The organism is Hymenobacter sp. YIM 151500-1 (genome assembly GCF_025979885.1).
In the GTDB taxonomy this organism is placed as follows: domain Bacteria; phylum Bacteroidota; class Bacteroidia; order Cytophagales; family Hymenobacteraceae; genus Hymenobacter.
In genome coordinates this window covers 4074750-4093472 of record NZ_CP110139.1, presented here as the reverse complement: position 1 = coordinate 4093472, position 18723 = coordinate 4074750, and the positions used below count along the sequence as shown (strand labels likewise).

At 61.6% G+C, this 18723-nt stretch carries 12 protein-coding genes; 7 read left to right on the top strand and 5 right to left on the bottom strand.

Annotated elements, in window-relative coordinates:
* Positions 1 to 164 precede the first annotated feature (164 nt).
* Together rfbC and OIS53_RS17015 are read right to left on the bottom strand one after the other, a co-directional pair.
* Entirely contained in the window at positions 165 to 707 is a 543-nt protein-coding gene (gene rfbC / locus OIS53_RS17020; protein ID WP_264679775.1) for a dTDP-4-dehydrorhamnose 3,5-epimerase, read from the bottom strand.
* A gap of 77 nt (positions 708 to 784) precedes the next feature.
* Positions 785 to 1915, bottom strand: a complete 1131-nt coding sequence (locus OIS53_RS17015; RefSeq protein WP_264679774.1) for a glycosyltransferase family 4 protein — start codon at positions 1913 to 1915, stop codon at positions 785 to 787.
* A 173-nt stretch (positions 1916 to 2088) separates the two neighbouring features.
* On the opposite strand from OIS53_RS17015, the gene OIS53_RS17010 reads away from it, so the two are divergent.
* Both OIS53_RS17010 and hflX read left to right on the top strand, forming a co-directional pair.
* Positions 2089 to 2853 carry a hypothetical protein gene (locus OIS53_RS17010; RefSeq protein WP_264679773.1) on the top strand — a complete coding sequence of 255 codons (765 nt, stop codon included), beginning with the start codon at positions 2089 to 2091 and terminating at the stop codon, positions 2851 to 2853.
* Between the two features lie 66 nt (positions 2854 to 2919).
* Positions 2920 to 4260 carry a GTPase HflX gene (hflX, locus tag OIS53_RS17005; protein ID WP_264679772.1) on the top strand — a complete coding sequence of 447 codons (1341 nt, stop codon included), beginning with the start codon at positions 2920 to 2922 and terminating at the stop codon, positions 4258 to 4260.
* 294 nt (positions 4261 to 4554) lie between these two features.
* Here the strand turns inward: hflX and OIS53_RS17000 are convergent, their stop codons facing one another.
* On the bottom strand, positions 4555 to 6663 hold the full coding sequence (locus OIS53_RS17000; protein ID WP_264679771.1) for a T9SS type A sorting domain-containing protein: 2109 nt from the start codon (positions 6661 to 6663) through the stop codon (positions 4555 to 4557).
* Between the two features lie 521 nt (positions 6664 to 7184).
* On the opposite strand from OIS53_RS17000, the gene OIS53_RS20405 reads away from it, so the two are divergent.
* From OIS53_RS20405 to OIS53_RS16970, 5 genes are all read left to right on the top strand, one after another.
* Positions 7185 to 8906 carry a GEVED domain-containing protein gene (locus OIS53_RS20405; protein WP_319805464.1) on the top strand — a complete coding sequence of 574 codons (1722 nt, stop codon included), beginning with the start codon at positions 7185 to 7187 and terminating at the stop codon, positions 8904 to 8906.
* A 144-nt stretch (positions 8907 to 9050) separates the two neighbouring features.
* Positions 9051 to 9539, top strand: a complete 489-nt coding sequence (locus OIS53_RS16985) for a SixA phosphatase family protein (RefSeq protein ID WP_264679770.1) — start codon at positions 9051 to 9053, stop codon at positions 9537 to 9539.
* A 277-nt stretch (positions 9540 to 9816) separates the two neighbouring features.
* Entirely contained in the window at positions 9817 to 11928 is a 2112-nt protein-coding gene (ppk1, locus tag OIS53_RS16980) for a polyphosphate kinase 1 (RefSeq protein ID WP_264679769.1), read from the top strand.
* 112 nt (positions 11929 to 12040) lie between these two features.
* The gene (locus tag OIS53_RS16975) at positions 12041 to 12454 is read left to right on the top strand and encodes a hypothetical protein (RefSeq protein WP_264679768.1); all 414 of its coding nucleotides are present in this window, start codon (positions 12041 to 12043) and stop codon (positions 12452 to 12454) included.
* A 212-nt stretch (positions 12455 to 12666) separates the two neighbouring features.
* The gene (locus OIS53_RS16970) at positions 12667 to 13134 is read left to right on the top strand and encodes a hypothetical protein (protein WP_264679767.1); all 468 of its coding nucleotides are present in this window, start codon (positions 12667 to 12669) and stop codon (positions 13132 to 13134) included.
* Positions 13135 to 13232: 98 nt separating this feature from the next.
* Here OIS53_RS16970 and OIS53_RS16965 read toward each other — a convergent pair whose 3' ends face one another.
* Both OIS53_RS16965 and OIS53_RS16960 read right to left on the bottom strand, forming a co-directional pair.
* On the bottom strand, positions 13233 to 14372 hold the full coding sequence (locus OIS53_RS16965) for a DUF6268 family outer membrane beta-barrel protein (RefSeq protein WP_264679766.1): 1140 nt from the start codon (positions 14370 to 14372) through the stop codon (positions 13233 to 13235).
* Positions 14373 to 14789: 417 nt separating this feature from the next.
* A complete protein-coding gene (locus OIS53_RS16960) occupies positions 14790 to 18689 on the bottom strand; it encodes a metallophosphoesterase (protein WP_264679765.1) in 3900 nt (1299 codons plus the stop codon).
* Between the last annotated feature and the right edge of the window lie 34 nt (positions 18690 to 18723).

The following is an 18723-nucleotide window of genomic DNA, read 5'->3' as shown; positions in this document are numbered from 1 at the left end:
ACATTTCTCTATGGGTGGCGGCTACTACAACCCTTCAGCCGCTACGCGGCTACTTACCAGCACAATTTGGTAGCCGTTCTGGAGGCGGTAGCCGACAGGGCGACGCAGAACGACCTGGCGTCAGGCTCCCCCTCTCCGCGGGAGAGGGGACCGGGGGGTGAGGCCTAAAACGGGCTATCAAACTCCGCCAGCTGGGGCAGCACCTGGTCTTTGGGGGAGATGATGGGGTCGGTGAGGCCCCAGTCGATGCCGAGCTGCGGGTCATTCCAGTACAGGCCGCCCTCGGCGCTGGGCTGGTAGTAGTTGCTGCACTTGTAAAGAAACAGCGTGTCGTCTTCGAGGGCCGCGAAGCCGTGAGCAAAGCCCGTAGGCACGTAAAGCATGTTGAAGCGGGTGGCATCCAGCTCCACGGCTACGTGCTGCCCATAGGTGGGCGAGTTGCGGCGAATGTCTACTACCACATCGAGGGCGCGGCCCTGGGCTACGCGCACCAGCTTAGCCTGGGCGTGCGGAGGGCACTGGAAGTGCAGCCCCCGCAGCACCCCGCGCATGGAGCGCGACTGGTTGTCCTGCACCCACGGCACATCGGCGCCGGCCTCCCGCATGATTTTCTCGCTGAACGACTCAAAAAAGGCCCCGCGGGCATCACCAAATACGCGGGGAGTGAATTCAATAACGCCCGCCAGAGCGTGGTGTTTGATTTCCATTCAGCAACTCAGTAAGAATAGACGACGGATGAAGGCCGGGTGCGGCTCGCGCACAAACGGCCGCAAGTTAGCGGGTTTCAGGAGCGCCGGGTGCGCGGCGAGGTTACTTCTTCAACAATTCGCAGGTACTTGTTGAGGACAATCTGCTCGTCGAACTTCTCTTCGGCGAGGCGGCGGCCGGCCCGGCCCATCTGCTCCAGCTCGGCGGCGGGCAGGCGCAGCACGTGCAGCATCTTAGCGGCCAGGTCCGGGGCGTTGCGCACCTCGCAGAGCAGGCCGCTCTGGCCGTCGAGCACGGTTTCGCGGCAGCCAGGTACGTCGGTGGTTACCACGGGCTTGCCCATGGCGGCGGCTTCGAGCAGGGTTTTGGGCGTGCCTTCGCGGTACGAAGGCAGCACCACGCAGTCGGCCCGGCCGATGTGCTCGGGCACGTTGTCGGAGGTGCCCAGGTACTCCACGTGGCCGGCTTGCAGCCACTCTTCAAACACGGCCCGCTTCACGCCCACGCCCCCCGACTCGTCTACGCCGCCCAGGAGCTGCACGCGGGTGCCGGGCACGGCTTCGCGCACGAGGCGGGCGGCTTCAAAATATTCTTCCACGCCCTTCTCATACAGCACCCGCGCAATCATCAGGAAGGTGAAGGGCTCGTGGCGCTGCCACTGCGGGGCCGGCCGAAACCGTTGGGTGTCCACGCCGGAGCCGGGCAGCAGGTCGGTGATGCCGGGCGCTACCAGGCCGTGCTGCAGGAACAGCTGCCGGTCGTCGTCGTTCTGGAAAAACACCCGCTTCGGAAACCGGAACGCCAGCCGGTACAGCCCCAGCGCCACGCGGCTCACCAGGTTGCGCACGATAAACACCGTACCCAGCCCCGACACGTTATTGACGCTCGGGATACCGGCCAGGCGCGCGGCCAGCGTGCCGTAGATGTTGGGCTTGATGGTGTACTGCAGCACCACATCGGGCCGCTCACGCCGGTAGATTTGATAGAAGCGGCGGGTCAGTTGGGCATCTTTCACGGGGTTGGTGCCCTTGTTTTCCATCGGGATGGGCACGTAGCGGCAGCCCAGCTCGGTTTCCAGCCGCTCGGAGTAGGCGTCGGGAGGGGCTATGGCCAGCACCTCATGTCCGGCTTGTTGCAGGGCCTGCACCAGGTTGCGGCGGAAGTTCCAGATGTTCCAGCTGGTATTGATAACTATAGCAACGCGCACGAAGAAAAGAGAGGCAAGAGTGATACAGGAGGTCAGCCAATGGCTTGGCCGTGGCGCAAAGGTACGGAAGGCGCCGGGGCCGCCCTACGGTGGGGCACGTGCGAAAGTTGGTTTCCGGCCGTTACAAAGGTCCGGCCGCGCGGCCTGCATCCTGTACTACTTTTGCGACTGTTATGTCTGTAGCTCCGTTGCTCCTGCGCCTGCACCTGTTGGCGGTACTGGCGTTTCTGCTGTTTTATGGCTTTAAAGCTGCCCTGCTTCTGCTGGGCCGCCTCGATACGCTCCGGGCCGTGCGGGCCCGCACCCGCGCCGCCGATTCTCTGCTTAGCCTCCTGATTCTGGGCACGGGCGGGGCGCTGCTGGCCTGGTATCCGGGGGTAGTGCCGGGCCGGCTGTGGCAGACGCTGGCCCTGGTGCTAGTGCTCCTGCCGCTGGCCATCGGTGCTTTGCGCCGCCACTACAAGCCGGGGGTCATTCTCTCGCTGCTGGGCTTGCTGGTCGTGTACGGCCTGGCCGATATCGGCAGCCTGCTGTGGCCGCGCCCTCATCTTCCGCCACAGTCTGCTGCCCCAGCCCCGGCGGCCGGCCAGCCCGAAACCACGCCCACGCCGGAAGCCGAAGTACCCGCCGATACCGCGCGGCCCGCCACAACAGCTGGCCTGCCGGGGGCTGATGCCGCCACCTTGGCCGTGGCTCCGGAAGCCGCCCCGGCCGCAACTCGGGCCGAGGGCCACGCGTTGTTTGCCCACACCGCCGACCACGGCCCCGACGGCAAGCCGGGCCTGCCCGGCGCCCACGACCTCACCCGTGGCAACCTCAATGCCACCGGCCGCGTGTACATGCTGACCACCGGCCTGAGTGGAATGCCCAGCTTCAATAATCAGCTCATCCCTGCGCAGAATGAGTGGGCAGTAGCCTATTCGCTGGCCCTGCGGTAGGCGCTGTACCGAGCCGACTGGGAAGGCTAGCCGGCCGCTTTTCGTATTTTTTCTTTTCGATTTTCCATGGCGAATACCCCATCTTCTAAAGGCCGCAAGGGCCAGAACAGCACCCGCCACCCCGGCGCCGTTGATGGGGTGAAGGGCCGGGCCGGGCGCATCCTGGCCAAAGCCAACAGCAGCGGTACCTACGACACGGCCCAGCAGCAGGAAACCGCCGTGCTAGTGGCCGTGCCCGACAAGCGCCAGCCCGACCGCGTGACCCAGGAGTACCTCGACGAGCTGGCTTTCCTGGCCGAAACCGCCGGCGCCCAGGTCACGAAGCGGTTTGTGCAGCGCCTCGAAAAACCCGACGTCCGCACTTTCGTGGGCGAGGGCAAGCTGGCCGAAATCAAAGCCTACGTGCGGCACAACGACACCAACATGGTCATCTTCGACGACGACCTGTCGCCGTCCCAGCTGCGCAACCTGGAGGCCGAGCTGGAAGTGAAAATCGTGGACCGCTCCCTGCTTATTATCGACATCTTCGCCCAGCGCGCCAAAACAGCCACGGCCCGCGCCCAGGTGGAGCTGGCCCAGTACCAGTACCTGCTGCCCCGCCTCACTGGACTCTGGACTCACTTGAGCCGGCAGCGGGGCGGGGGCGTAAGCCAGCGCGGACCGGGTGAAACGGAAATCGAGACGGACCGCCGCGTGGTGCGCGACCGGATAGCCCTGCTGAAAGAACGCCTCAAGGAGTTCGACAAGCAAAGCCACACCCAGCGCAAAGCCCGCACGGGCATGGTACGGGTGGCGCTGGTGGGCTACACCAACGTGGGCAAAAGCACGCTGATGAACCTGCTGAGCCGTTCCGACGTGTTTGCCGAAAACAAGCTCTTCGCCACCGTCGACTCCACCGTGCGCAAGGTGGTGCTCGACACCACCCCCTTCCTGCTCTCCGACACCGTAGGCTTTATTCGGAAGCTGCCTACCCGCCTCATCGAGAGCTTCAAGAGCACGCTGGACGAAATCCGGGAGGCCGATTTGCTGGTGCACGTCGTCGATATTTCGCACCCGTCGTTCGAGGAGCACATTGCCGTGGTCAACGACACGCTCAAGGACATTGAGGCCGCCGACAAGCCCATGCTGCTCGTCTTCAATAAGATAGACCAATACAACCCCCACGCCGCGGCCGACCACCACGGCGGCTTCGAGGACTACAGCGAAGATGGAGAAGACGCCCCGGTCCGCCCCAGTCTGGAGCAGCTAAAAGCCACCTACATGGCCCGCCTGCACGACCCGGTAATCTTTGTATCAGCTCAGGAGCGCGAAAATATTGACGAGCTGCGCAACCTGCTGGCGCGCCACGTGCGGGCCCTCTACGAGCAGCGCTACCCCAATGTGCAGCCCGTGACCGAGGAAGAATAGGTAGAAGTGAGATATTGAAGCTGTCCAGCATACTATATCGTCATGCTGAGCGCAGCCGAAGCATCTCTACCGAGGGTAGCTCTACTCGTGAGGACGAAGCGGTAGAGATGCTTCGGCCAGCTCAGCATGACGGGCAAAAGGGGGTATTAGGACGTATTCTAAACAGCCTCACTAAAAGCCGCTGAACGAAAAAGCCCCACGGAACAGTAGCCTCGTTGAATAAGGCCACTGCTCCGTGGGGGCTTTGCGTTAAGAAAACAACCAGAACGCCGCCTTCCGAGTGTACGCCGCGGGCTACTTGGTGAATTGGTATTGCACGGTATTGCCGTTGGCTACCAGCTGCACCAGGTAGAAGGGCGAGGCTTTCAGCTGGGCCGTGGGCACCACCAATTCCTGCGTGGCTGTGGGCAGCTGCCGCTGCTGCTGCCACAGCACGCGGCCGGTGGCATCCACGATGCGCAGGGTCACGGGGCCGGCTATGGGTTCGTTGAGCTGTAGGGTCAGCTCTTTGGGAGCGGGGTTGGGGAAGGCCAGGGCCGCGCGCAGAGCCTGGTTGCGCACCACAGCCACGGGGCTTAGCTGCACCGTGCCATCCTGGTCGACCTGGCGGAAGCGGTAGTAGCTCAGGCCGGCCAGCGGGCGGGCGTCGGTGGCGCTGTAGAGGTGGCGCTGGGTGGTGGTGCCGTGGCCGTCTACCCGCGTTACGGGCTCAAACGTCCGGCCATCGGCGCTGCGCTCCACGTCGAAGTAGGCGCAGTTGCGCTCCGAGGCCGTTTCCCAGTTGATTTTCACCTCGCGCCCCCGCAAAGCGGCCGTAAACGACACCAGCTGCACCGGCAGCACAATGGGCGGCGACGAGGCGCAGGCCGTGGCCGGGTCGTAGTTGATCTGGATGGCGTTGCCGCGGGCCAGCAGGCCCACGGCGTAGGAGTTCACCAGCCTGCTGTCACCTCTGCCCGCTCCCCAGCGGTGGCTGGCGGCCAGCGTGTTGGTGCCAATGGGGTTGATGAGGGGAGTGGAGAAGTCGGGCCCCAGCAGGGAGTCGTTCCAGAAGATGTAGTCGGCGGCACCGTTGTTGCCGGGGCGCACGTCCTGCACGGCAATGCCCTGGTCGGGGGCCTGCTCACAGTCCCAGATGGGGTAGTTTACCGGCCCCACGCCGCTGGAAAACGTCACCTGTAGTTTGGTAGCCGTCATCGAAACGCCCGAATCGGACCTGCCGTCCCACACGAAGGCATTGTTGCCAATTACGGTGGCCTTCTCCAGCACCCGGTCTCGGGTGCGGTCATACTGCCCGTTGCTGTCCCCATCAATAAACACGACGCCGTAGCCGGCCTGGTCCACGTTCAGCGTGAAGGTGGTTACGCCGTTGGCGCAGGTAGTCGTCACGACAGGCTGCGCAGGACGGGCCGTGGTGGGGTAAATGGCTGGGTCGGGGTTATTGACGAATAGCTTGTATTCGGCGTAGCCCGAGTTAGTGGTCTGGCTTTTACGCTTGGCTTTGAAGTTGCCCGGCACCGTGGTGCCCTGACTGTTGGCTACCAGAATCACCCCGAACGGCTGGATACCCGCGTAGCTCACCCGCTTCACAAAGAAGCTCTGGTTGTTGAAGTTAGGATTCGGAATAAGCGAGTACAGGGCAAATGTTGACGCCAGGGAGTTATTACCACCCGCCGCCGAAAACGACCAATGCTGCGAGTATAGTCGGCCAAGCTTCTCCCCAGTGGCGTCGCGCACGGTGAAGTCCCAGCAGTCATACCACGACTTGCGCTGCGTTACGCCTACTTCACTTCCACTGGCATTCACCTCCATAAATTCTATCCAGAAGTCTTGCTCACGAGCCGTGGTGTTTGCGTACACGAGAGGTGAATAGCCGCCTGCCGGAGCAGTACCACCGCTCAGGTAACGCGGGCCCACGGCAGCTTCCTCGGGGCTGTTGATGCGCCCGGCCTGGTTGGGGGCCAGGTTTGGGTTGTTTGTGGAAGCGGCCAAAGTCTCCAGGAAGGTAGTTTGGGCAATCTGCTCCTGGCCATTTACGTCCAGATATTTAAGCTGAAGGCGCAGCCGGGTGTTCTCGGGGCCATCGGAGCGGATGCGCCGCACACCGTAATAGAGCGTCTCACTTGCTTTTATGCGAATGTAAAGACGTTGGTCGGCCGGGCTACCTTGCTTTAGGAACTGCCTGGAGTTGTCTTGGCTACCGGTATTCACGTTGTTATCGTCGTGCTGGAGGTAGCCGATGTAGTTATTTACGCCAGTAGCTGTGCCCCGTCCGCCGGCTCCCCCGGTGCCGGGAGTTAGGTTCTTTGAGCCTTCAGCATGGACGGCTGTAGTTAGCCCAGCTGCCACCACCACTGTAGTAGCTAGCCGCTGCCAGAGAGAGTGTGTACTAAAAAATTTCATTCCGGAAAGGTTAGGTGTGGACGGGAAAGGTGAATCATGGTGAAGTTATCTTTAAAAAGTATAAATTTATCATAGGCAGTTTACATCAACTTGTATGTAATAGCTATATTACTTCATATGCAGTTATAAATCATCATCCAACAACTGCTCAATGCGTAAAGGCATCTTATAACTCACTCATAGCTGTGAATGTGGGTATTATGCGAATGAAGAGCTGATATAAGATTGATTCTATTTCAGTGTAAGGTGAATCATCCTGGGAAAAGCTCAAAGATGCTTTTGAAGGCGTACTGAATCGTCCTATAACTTGGTTTTCTATCTTCTTATTGTTCTACTACGCTTACCTATGTTATAATCAGAAAGATAATATATAGATAACACGGGTAGTATGGTATTGTTGAGTTTACACCAGTTGAGGCTGCGTATTAACGGTATTTGTTGCTCAGCGGATTTTATTTGCAATATTTGCAATAGATTGCGCCTTTCGTCCTCTTTCTCCACAACCATCCATTCTCCTTTCTATGAAGAAAGCATTCTACGCTTTTACCTGGGCTGCTCTCAGCTTAGGCTCTCTTTCCCTTCAAGCCCAAACCGTCCGCCAATGCGCCACGATGGAAAACCTGGCGGCACAGATAGCCGCCGATCCTTCCCTGGCCGGGCGTTTGGCAGCTGTTGAAAACCACACCCGCCAGGTAGAGGCCAACCCCACGCTGCGCCGGGGTACGGCTGCTACGGTTACTATTCCGGTGGTGGTGCACGTGCTCTATAACACGGCCGCCCAAAACGTTTCGGATGCCCAGATTCAGTCGCAGATTGCGGTGCTGAACGAGGACTTCCGCAAGCAGAACGCCGACATCAGCAGGGTGCCGGCCGGCTTTGCGGGCCTGAGCGCCGACGTGGGCGTGGAGTTTGTGCTGGCCAAGCGCGACCCGAACGGCAATGCCACCACCGGCATTCAGCGCAAGCAGACCAGCAACACCAGCTGGAGCACCAATGACGCCATGAAACGGTCCAGCTCCGGCGGCCTCGACGCGTGGCCGGCTGGGCAGTACCTGAACATCTGGGTGTGTAACCTGAGCAACAGCATTCTCGGGTACGCCCAGTTTCCGGGCGGCACCGCCGCCACCGACGGCGTGGTGATTCTGACCTCGGCTTTCGGGCGGGGCGGCTCGGCCGCTGCCCCCTTCGACCTGGGCCGCACCGCCACCCACGAGGTGGGCCACTGGCTGAACCTGCGCCATATCTGGGGTGATGCCAGCTGCGGCAGCGACCAAGTAGCAGACACGCCCACCCAGCGCACCAGCAACACCGGCTGCCCCTCTTACCCCAAGACCAGCTCCTGCACCGGCAACGGCCAGTACGGCGACATGTTCATGAACTACATGGACTACACCAACGACGCCTGCATGTACATGTTCTCCACGGGGCAGTCGTCGCGCATGAACGCGCTGTTTGCCAGCGGCGGGGCCCGGGCTTCGCTGCTTACCTCGCAGGGTGGCATAGCGCCGGGCGGCACTACCCCCAACCCCAACCCTGGCCCCACGCCGGTTACTTACTGCGCTTCCAAGGGCAGCAACGTGGCCTACGAGTGGATTGACTACGTGAGGCTGGGCTCCATTGACCGGACCTCCGGGAAAGATGCCGGTTACTACGACGGCACGGCCACATCTACGTCGGTAGCCGCGGGCTCTTCGCAGACCATCAACTACTCAGCAGCATTTGCTTCCTCGGCGTACACCGAGTACTGGAAAGTATACATCGACTACAACCAGGACGGCGACTTTACCGACTCGGGTGAGCTGGTAGCCAGCCGCACCAGCAGCTCCAGCAGCACGCTCAGCAGCACCTTCACGGTGCCCAGCACAGCTAAGAATGGCGCCACCCGCCTGCGCGTGGTGATGAGCGACAACTCTGGCACTACCAGCTGCAACTCCTACAGCTACGGCGAAACCGAAGACTACACCGTTACCATTACGGGTGGTGCGCGCCTCGCGGCCCCGGCCGAAGCCCTGGGCTACCGCCTCTTCCCGAACCCGGCTACCGATGTTGTGAACATCGAAGTGCCCACCGGCATCGACGCCCGTACGGTATCGGTGCAGGTGTTTGACGTGCACGGGGCCGAGGTGAAGCAGGTTCGCTACGAAGACGGCGTGCTGCCGGTGGGCAACCTGGCCAAAGGCGTGTACCTGTTGCGCATTGCCGACGAGCAACACGTGTCGCACCAGCGCTTCGTGAAAGAATAAGCCGTCCGCTTGGGGCTGCATCCAGGCCTCGCCTGCAACAAAAAAGACCCGCCGTCCTGGCGGGTCTTTTTTATTACCCTAGCTGCGCATAACCATTTGCGAAGCCGCGCAGTAAAGAGGCTGCCATCTGTTTTCCCGTTGTGCATGAAAATCTTATACCTGATGCGGCACGCTAAGTCGAGCTGGAGCTTCGACGACCTGAGCGACAAAGAGCGGCCGCTCAACGACCGGGGCCGCGACGACGCCCCCGCCATGGGTCAGGCCCTGGCCCAGCGTTCCATCCGCCTCGATTTGCTGGTGTCGTCGCCGGCGGTGCGGGCCCTGAGCACGGCTGCCTTGGTAGCCAAGGAACTGGAGTACCCGCACGACCGGATTCAGGTGGTGGACGCCATCTACGAAGCCACCGTGCCCGACCTGCTGAGCGTAGTGCGTAACCTGCCCGACGCTGCCGACTCGGTGCTGCTGGTGGGCCACAACCCCACCATCACGGAGTTTGCCAACCTGCTTTCCCCCAGCGCCATCCCCGACATGACGACGGCCGCCATTGTCTGCCTCCGCTTTCAGTGCGACCGGTGGCGAGACCTGGACCGCAACAACGCCGAGTACTACTTCTACGACCATCCGAAAAAGTGAGTGGATGAGTAACTGAGTGACTGAGTACATGGCTTGTTCTGTCATCCTGAGCCTGCGAACCGAGGGAAGGCGGAGCCAAAGACCTTATCAGGACAGAACAACAAGTGGCAGAACAGCTCTGCGTCTTCCGCGCAAGCTTCTGCGTCCTCTGCGGGCGAAAACCTCAGAACGACAACCGTCCAGGCATAAGAAGGTCCTTCGGCTACCGCCTCAGGATGAAAGAACAAGCCATTTACTCAGTCACTCAGTTACTCATCCACTCATTCACACACCCCCCATGGAAGAAATCCAACAAGCGCCGCCCCGGCTGCTGAACCGGGAGCTGAGCTGGCTGGCCTTTAACCGCCGCGTGCTACAGGAGGCCCAGAACCCGGAGGTGCCGCTGCTGGAGCGCCTGAAGTTTCTGGCCATTTTCAGCTCCAACCTCGACGAGTATTTCAAGGTGCGCGTGGCCACGCTGCGCCGCCTCGTGAAGCTAAAAAAGAAAACCCGCGCCAAGCTGGGTGAAGACCCGGCCGAGCAGCTCCAAAACCTGCTGGAAGAAGTAGGCCGGCAGCAGCAGGAGTTCGGCGACACGTTTCGCAACGCTATTCTGCCGGAGCTGCGCCGCCAGCACATCCACCTGATATCGGAGCACGACCTGACCGACGAGCAGCGGACCTGGGTGCAGCAGTACTTCCGGGAGCGGGTGCAGGACTTATTGTCGCCGATTATCCTGGACGACAACCTGCACCACCTGTTTCTGCGCGACCAGAGCGTGTACCTGACCTTCTTCCTTACCGAGCCCGAAAACCCCAAAAAGCAGGAAGAGGAGCGCGTGGTGGTGATGGAGCTGCCCACCAAGCGCCACGGAGGCCGCTTCGTGCAGCTGCCGGCCCAGGGGCAGGAACAATACGTCATGTTCCTGGACGATGTGGTGCGGTGCTGCGCCCAGGAGCTGTTTCCGAAGTACCGGCGGGTGCAGGTGCACGCCATCAAGATTTCGCGCGACGCCGAGCTGGATATTCAGGAAGAAGTGTCGGGTAACCTGCTCACCAAGATTAAGAGCAGCCTGCAAAAGCGCGAAACCGGCTACCCCGCCCGCCTGCTCTACGACCCGGCCATGCCCAAAGAGGTGCTGCGGGCCATCATGCACAAAACCGGCATCAGCAAAGAGGAGCTGGTGGAGGGCAGCCGCTACCACAACTTCCGCGACTTTTTCGGTTTCCCGAGCCTGGGCCTCACGCACTTGCAGTACGCGCCCATGCCGCCCCTGCCCCACCCCACGCTGCCCCGCGGCAAGGGCGACAGCCTGCTGGCCGCCATTGCCCAGCGCGACCATCTGCTGCATCTGCCCTACCAGTCATTCGACTACGTGACGCGCCTGATTCGGGAGGCGGCCCAGGACCCGCTGGTAAGCAACATCAGCATTACGCTGTACCGGGTGGCCAGCAAGAGTGAGGTGGCCAAAGCCCTGCTGAAGGCCGCCAAAAACGGCAAGCAGGTGACCGTGGTGGTGGAGTTGAAGGCCCGCTTCGACGAGGAGAGCAATATGTTCTGGGCCGAGAAGCTGCAAAAGGCCGGCGCCCACGTCATCTACGGCATCCCCGAGCTGAAAGTGCACAGCAAGCTGCTGCTGATTACACGCCGCGAAGAAGACCAGAACCGCCTCTACGCCTACCTCAGCACCGGCAACTTCAACGAGAAGACTAGCGAAATCTACGCCGACCACGGTTTATTTACCAGTGACCCGCGCCTGACCCGCGAGGTGGCCGAGGTGTTTCGCTACTTCCACGACCGGCAGCCCAAAACCGGCTTCCAGTACCTGCTGGTGGCCCCGTTTGAGCTGCGCGACAAGCTTGTTGCCCTTATCGACCACGAAATCCGTCTGGCCCAGAAAGGCAAGGAAGCCTACATCATTCTCAAACTGAATGCCTTGCAGGATGAGCCCATGATTCTGAAGCTGTACGAGGCCAGCCAGGCCGGCGTGCGGGTGGAGCTGCTGATTCGGGGTATCTCGTGCGCGGTGCCGGGCCTGAAAGGGCAGAGTGAGAACATCAGTCAGCGCGGCCTTGTGGACCGGTTTCTGGAGCACGCCCGCGTGTATGTGTTTGGCAACGGCGGCGAGGAAAAGGTGTACGTGGCCTCTTCCGACTGGATGGCCCGCAACCTGGACCGCCGCGTGGAAGTGGCCTTTCCCATCTTGCAGGACGACCTGCGCGCCGAGGTGCGCCATCTGCTTGACATTCAGCGCCAAGACAACGTGAAGTCCCGCGACTGGCAAAACCACTTTCTGGGCCAGGACGACCCCGCTGCCCCGCAGGTCCGGGCCCAGTTTGCCACCTACCACTATTTGAAGAAACTAAGCGAGAAGCGAAAAAATATAGAGGGACAAAAGTCGCGCAAATAGCTTTCTTTCAGGCCTTTGACCACAAGCACGCGGGTGCGGGGCAGGCTTTGTCCCGCACCCGTTGTTTTTGGCGCGAGGCTTGCAGGGCCGGTTCCCGACTCGCCTAAACCCCATGTACTATTCCGCAACGCTTACTTTCCTTTACCGCGCCGACTTGCACCTCTTTGTAGCCCGCTGGCTGGATGAGCCCGCGCCCAGCCTGTTGCATGCTGAGTACGCGGCCCTGCTCAATGCCGGGGAGCAACACAGCACCCCGCGGTGGCTGATTGACGTGCGCCGCCGCCCCACCCCCTCGCCCGATGTGGCCCGGTGGGTGTCGCAGGAGTGGCTGCCCCAGATTGTAACGGCTCTGGCCCCCCAGCGGCCCCGCCTGGCCTACCTGGTGTCGCCCAGCCGCGAAGAGGCCCTGCGCACCGATCCGGCCCTGCAAGCCAGCGTGCAGGCTGCCTACGCTACCGACCGGGGCTACGACCTGGGCACGTTCGGCGACGAAGGCTCGGCCATGCAATGGCTGCAAGCCCGGTAGGGTTGCCCACAGCAGCTTAGCCCCGCTACCTGACGCCACGTCTGGCTTTGAAGAGCCGCTTCATTATGGACAGGCTGTCTACGAGCGGCACCTTCTCGCAAAATCGCCCAATTCTTGGGTGAAACCTTCGTAAACCAATCTTTTTTCCGTGGGCAGCTGGCCCGCGGGCTGTCGTTATTCCACGGCTCGCCTGAGCCGCCTTGTACGCACGTATGGCCCTGATTGCCTTTCGGTCTGAGTATCAGCTCAGCACCGACTCCGAACGAAACCGAATCTTCTACAAGCCCTACGCCCCCATCCAAACCGCCCAGGAGTTGCCGCACTTCCTGGCGGACTGGGAGCAGACATTATCGGCCGTGCAGCCGGATTTTACGGTATTGGTCGACTTGTCCGAGTACGAGCAGCCTAACTCTCTTTTGTTTGATCAGACTGTGCAGGTGCAGCGGATACTGGTAAGCGCCGGCGTGCGGCTGGTGGCGGAAGTACACTTACCCGCGGCCAACCGCCTTGATAGTGAACAGGCCGTGGAGCAGTCGAACATGCCGGTGCGCTACTTCACCGACCTGTGGGAAGCCGACCAGTTTCTGAACACGCTGGACGAGCCGGCAGATGAGCCGACTCTGGAAGCCGATACCACCGCATTCATGTTCACTGAAAGCTCACCACAGGAAGCGGCCTGACTACACTACACTGGCCCCGCAACCCACATAAAGGCCGCGCAACGGACCCCGTTGCGCGGCCTTTGTGTGGGCCTGGCCCCACCAACGCTGAGGACGAGCTACTGTCCGGCTGTTTTTTTCAGGAAGCGGCGGGGCGGCACCAGAAATAGTTCCAGGCTGGCGTAAGGAGCGCCGGCCAGCTTGCTATCCACCACTTTGCTGCGGCCATTGCGGCGGTCGAAGGCGTCGAACGCGTGATTGTAGCGGTAGCCACCTTCCAGGCCAAACCACAGGAAGTCGTAAATCTCCCGCTCCCAACGGCCCCGGAACTTCACCTCGGTTTCGCGCAGCTCTACGCTTCGCAGGTCGGGGGAGCCGGCCAAAGACTGGCGCAACCTGATCTGGTAGCTGAGACCATCGACCTGGTAGCCGGCAAACAACAGGGAGCGGGGCGAGGCATTGTAGCGTACCGTTACGCGGGCCGGAAAAATGGACTCCACGCCCCAGCGGTTGTCAAAGGTGCGGTTGTAGACGATGGCCGGGTAGATGCTGCGCCGCCCAAACGTGTACCCTATTTGCACGCCCACACCCCACGAAAACATGGGGCTGCGCTTCCAGCCATAGATAAACTCGTACGACATGCGCAGGTAGTCGTTCAGGTCCAGCTCATTAGACGAATAATCCCCGTTCAGCTCCCCTTTCACGCGGCCCAGTATCCAGCGGGTTTCGTCGATGGGGCGCAGCACCACCAGTTGGGAGCCCAGGGTTTTCAGGCCCCGGTTTTCCAGCTCGTTGTAGAGCGAGTAGTTGGTAGGCGGGTTCTGAAATTCAAACTCCTCCCGCTCGTAGTTGATGCCCAGCACCATCTTGAGGTGGGGCCGGTTCCAGAGCGGGGCGTAGGCTTTAATCACCCACCGGTCGTTGTCGCTCACGCGGCCCTGGTAGTTGCGCGAATCGGACGGAAACACGGGCCGGTCGCCTTGAGTGGCACTCTTCACCCGGAAAGGGCCGGTACGCTCATAGTGAAAAATAAGGCCTTTGCTGGGGCCCATGCCCACCACAGAGGGGTTGGCAAACTCTTTGGTGGCTGAGGCTAGCTGGCCAGTAGCCGTGGTATCGGAGGGCAGCGGGGCCGCGGGCGGGTACACCGGCGTGCGGGCCGGCAGGTCTTGGCCATGCGCCGCCACAGTCGTCAGCAGTGCTACCGAAGCGGCCATTGTGCCGCGGCGTCGGCTTAGTAGAGCGGAAACGAAGTTCATCAGGAAATACAGAAGCAAGTCATCCAGCGAAAAGACGCCAAGTGAAGCCTTAACGTCTTTTTCAGAAAAAAGATGAGAGCAAAGACGGCTGATTCTATCCTTGGGGGCGGCGCAAAACACCCACGCTAGCCTAAGCTACCACCCCCCGAACCCACTAAAGCCCCGGACAGTTCGCCGCCCCCTTTCATTCGGCCTGAAAATGAAATGGAAAGCCTTCAGCTGCTTCACCTTCTGCGGCCCAGTACGCGGCTCTTTGGCTGCCAATTGCCAGGCAGGAAAACAGCAAAGCCCCAGCAGGACGACACCCTGTCGGTTGACCGAGGGGTGCGGCCCGCTGGGGCTTCTGCCTGCTGAAGCTCACCTCACCACTTCCCGGCGGGGAGAGGCTGGGGCGAAGACAGTAGGCTTGCCTACACGTTAAAATAAGAAATCGAACCCGACGAACACCAGGTTTTCTTCGCCCACGGAATAGGTGGCGTTGATAACGGCTTGCTTGAGAATATCGACCCACACGCCACCGCCCACGGCCGTGTGGAAGGCGCGCAGGCCGGTGCGGGTATCGTGGGAGGAGTACACGCGGGCGGCGTCGGCCAGGCCCAGCACCCCAAACTTGCCGGGCACCAGGTAGGCGTTGAAAGTGAAGAGCTGAATGCGCACCTCACCGTTGGCGTACACCGACGAGCGGCCCGCAAAGCGGGTGCGGCGGTAGCCACGCAGGTTGGTAGTGCCGCCCAGCGTGTTGGCCTGGAAGAAGCGGTAGTCGCCCAGGTTGCGGTTGGCGCCGAGGCGGCCGGCCCAGGTAAGCTGGAAGGGGAAGTTGGGGGTGAGGTAAAACCGCACCTCCGACGCCAGGCGGCCGTAGCTCAGCTTTTCATCGTTGAGCTGGCGGTTGTACTCCGCCGAGTTATACCAGCGCAACCCGATACGCGGGTTTTTGGGCGAGGAGCTGGCATCAAGGTCGAGGTAGGCGCGGGCACCCACGTAGCGGTTCAGGCCAAAGTCCGAAGCCCGAATGCCCACGGCCGCCCCGCTCACGCCGTTGTTGCTGGCGTCGAGGCCTTGCGCAATTTCGCGCCCGATGGGGTTGCGCTCAATCCGCACCTGGTCGTACTGGGGCCCGAAGCCCAGCTTGAGGAAGCTGAACAGGTCACGCTCCAGCATAGGCGCTACGTACAGGCGCGAGAACCGGATGCGGTAGGTCTGGTTGATGTCGCGTGCCCTGGCGCCCTCGTTGTCGGCCAGCACGTTGCGCGTGTCGTTGCCCAGCCCGAAGAAGTTGTAGAGCAGCTGGGGCCCGTAGAGCTGGCCGGTTATGCGCAGGTCGGTTTTACCAAACACATCCACAAAATGGCCCAGGTAGCGCACGTTGTAGGCCCGCTGCGAAGGCGAGTAGTTGGCGGCCAGGCTCTGCTCGGTGGCATACGGCGCCTTGCGGAAGCCGTAGGTGCGGTACACCAGCCCGCCCCCGAAAAACAGCCGGTCGTCCACGTTGTAGCCGAAGTAGAGCGTGGGGCCCAGGTAGTTGAGCGTGTAGTCCTTCCGGTCGGAGCGGTTGTGCACGTCGTAGCGGCTCACGTCGATGCCGGGCTCGGTGCGCAGGCGGGTGTCGCGGCCCGGCACGATGACGTTGCCCGTATCGGCGTCGTACACGTGCAAGCGGCGGCTCAGGCCCGTCACGTTGGAGCGGTCCACGATGGAGTCCCGGTCGGTGCCGGCAATAATGCGCACCAGCGAGCCGCGCTTGGCTTCACCCTTTACCTCGTAGCGGTCCTGCCCCTCGAAGCCGTAGAGGCGGATTTCCTTGGTTGTTTTATTGTCGAAGGTGCGGTCAAACAGGGTTTTCGTCAGCTGTCCTTCCTTGTTGATTTTCTGCACCGTTACACGGGTTTTGCCTTCGGGCAGGCGCTCCACCGTAAACTTCTCGCGTTTCTTGGAGCCTTTCACCTCCGTCACCTCACTGAGCAAGGTGTAGTAGTCGGCGGCCAGCTCGGGCAGCAAGTCGCGGCGCTTCTTGAGCTTAGCCACGATTTCGGGGCCGTGCAGGTCGTAAATCTCCTTGGGCCACCGCTCCCGGAAAGCTTTTTCAATTACCTCGTCGGTCAGGCTGGCTTTCAGCTCCTGAGCCTGCTGCACCCACTGTTCCTGCGTTACGGAAGCCAGGTACACCCGGTCGTTGGCCAGGGCCGTCAGGTTGAGGCCTTTCCAGTCGGCGTAGTCGTCGCCGAAGTTCTGGAAGTTGCGAATGGCCCACTTGCGCGAAGCCAGGTAAGGCAGCAGTCCGTCGCCCTTAAAGAAAGCCACGTCACGGTCTTCGGGCACGGCCGTGAATTTCCGGTCGCCGTCCTTGTCCTTCTTCTCGGCCCAGCGCCACTGGTCTTCGTGCCGGTCCCAGTCGCCAATCCACATATCGAACAGGCGGGTGCGGGCAAAGGCTTTTTCGTTAACGCGGTTGTCGTTGTCCTCGGTGATGCGCTCAAACACCCGGTCGGTGCCCACCAGGTTCTTGGCGTTGCCCAGGGAGGCTACGTCGCTCTGGTCGTCCTTGGCGTCTTCCTCCAGCGTGGCGGGCGTGTTGCCGAACCGCTCCAGGTACTGACCCAGCAACGGGTCCTGGGGCACGTAGCGCAGCTCGGGGTTGGTGTGCAGAATGCCGGCCGCGGTAGCCAGGGGCGGAATGGCAATGGCCGAGTACGGGTGCTGAGCCGAAATCTGGTCCTGCAAGATGTCGGCGGCGGCGCCTTCGCGCAGGGATTCGGGCAGCACCGCCGAGGGGTCCTTGTTGAGGCTGCGCAGGGTGTAGTTGCGGCCCGCTTCGTTGCGCACTTTCAGGGAAGCCGTCTGCTTGCCGCCCCCGATGCGGTAGGGTGTGAGGCCGCCCTTCTCGGTGGCCAGGTCCAGCACCGGGAACTTCACCGGCGTGGCCCACTCCTGGCGGTAGTGCTGCCCGAACACGGCGCGGTGCAAGCCGCCGCGCTTGGCGTAGCGCAGGTTGGGTGCCACGGTGATGGTGCTGTCGCCGAAACCAGGCCGGCGCACCTGCTGGGTTTGCTCCAGCTGAACGACCGGCTGGGTTTCCTTGGCGTACAGGGGCGTGCGGAACACGAGGCGGCCGGTTTGGCCGGTACCTTCGGGCACGTAATACTCGGTCCAGACCTCGCCGTTGTCGTAGTAGTTCACGCGGGCAAAGCCCTTCTCCTTGTCCGAGAAAGTGGCTTCGCCGCCGTTGCCGGGCTTCACGTGCTGGGTTTTGCAGCCCGAGCCGCTCACGATGAAGTGGGTAGCACCCGACTTAAAATATTGCAGGTTGTGCTCGTGCCCAGCGGCGTAGATGACGTTGGGGTACTTATTGAAGATTTCCATCATCCCCTTCTTGTAGGCCTGGTACAGGGGGTGCGGAATATCCTGGCTGACCCCGCCGTACTTGCGGGCAAACGGGTAGATGGACCCAATGACCGGCAGCGGCACGAAGGCGTACTTGAACACGATGGACAGCGGAAAGATGTGGTCGGCCAGGGTGAAGTAGCCGCCGTGGATGCCGTCGGAAAACAGCGGGTGGTGGCCCACCACCATGATGTTCTTGTCTTTGTTGCGCTGAATAATGTCTTCGAGCTGTACAAAGAAGTCGGTTTCGTTGGCTACGCCGCAGCCGCTGTTGGCGCCATAGGGCCGCTCGCCGGTGGTTTGCAGAAACCACTGCGAGTTCACCCCAATCAGCAGCACATCATCCTGCAGGCGCACCTCAAACGGGCCGGGGCAGGCGTCGCGCGGGATGAAGAAGTCGCCGGTGTAGGCAAAGGCCGCCGAGTCGCTGGTCAGGTAGTCCTCCACGAAGCGCTGCTGGCGGTTTACCTGCTCCACGGCACCGCGCCGGCCCTGCTTCCAGTCGTGGTTGCCGGGAATCATGTACTTCTCGCCGGCGTAGTTGCGCAGCACCTTGAGCTGGTCCACAATGCGGCGCTCCGATTCTTTCCGGTCGGCGGCGCCCTGCTCAGGCATGCCGTACTCGTAGATATTGTCGCCGAGATACACGGTGGCACTCTTGGCGCCGGCAGCCAGGATTTGCTTGCGCAGGTAGTTCAGGGAAGGCTCCCCGCCTTTGGCTTCGAACTCCGGCTTGCCGACGTCGCCGATTAGAAAGATGGAGTAGCGGATGCGGGAGCTGTCGGGCGCGGGGCGCTGGGTCCAGTTTTCGCCGCCGTTGCGGTAGTTGGGGCGTTCAGGATGGGGAGTTTGCGTCTTCTGCTGCGCCAGGGCCCCCGGTAGGGCACCGCCGGCCAAAGCCAGCAGCAGGCAGCAGGATACGAAATGATTTCGCATAAAGAAGGGTTGCAGAGAAAATACCTAACGTGCT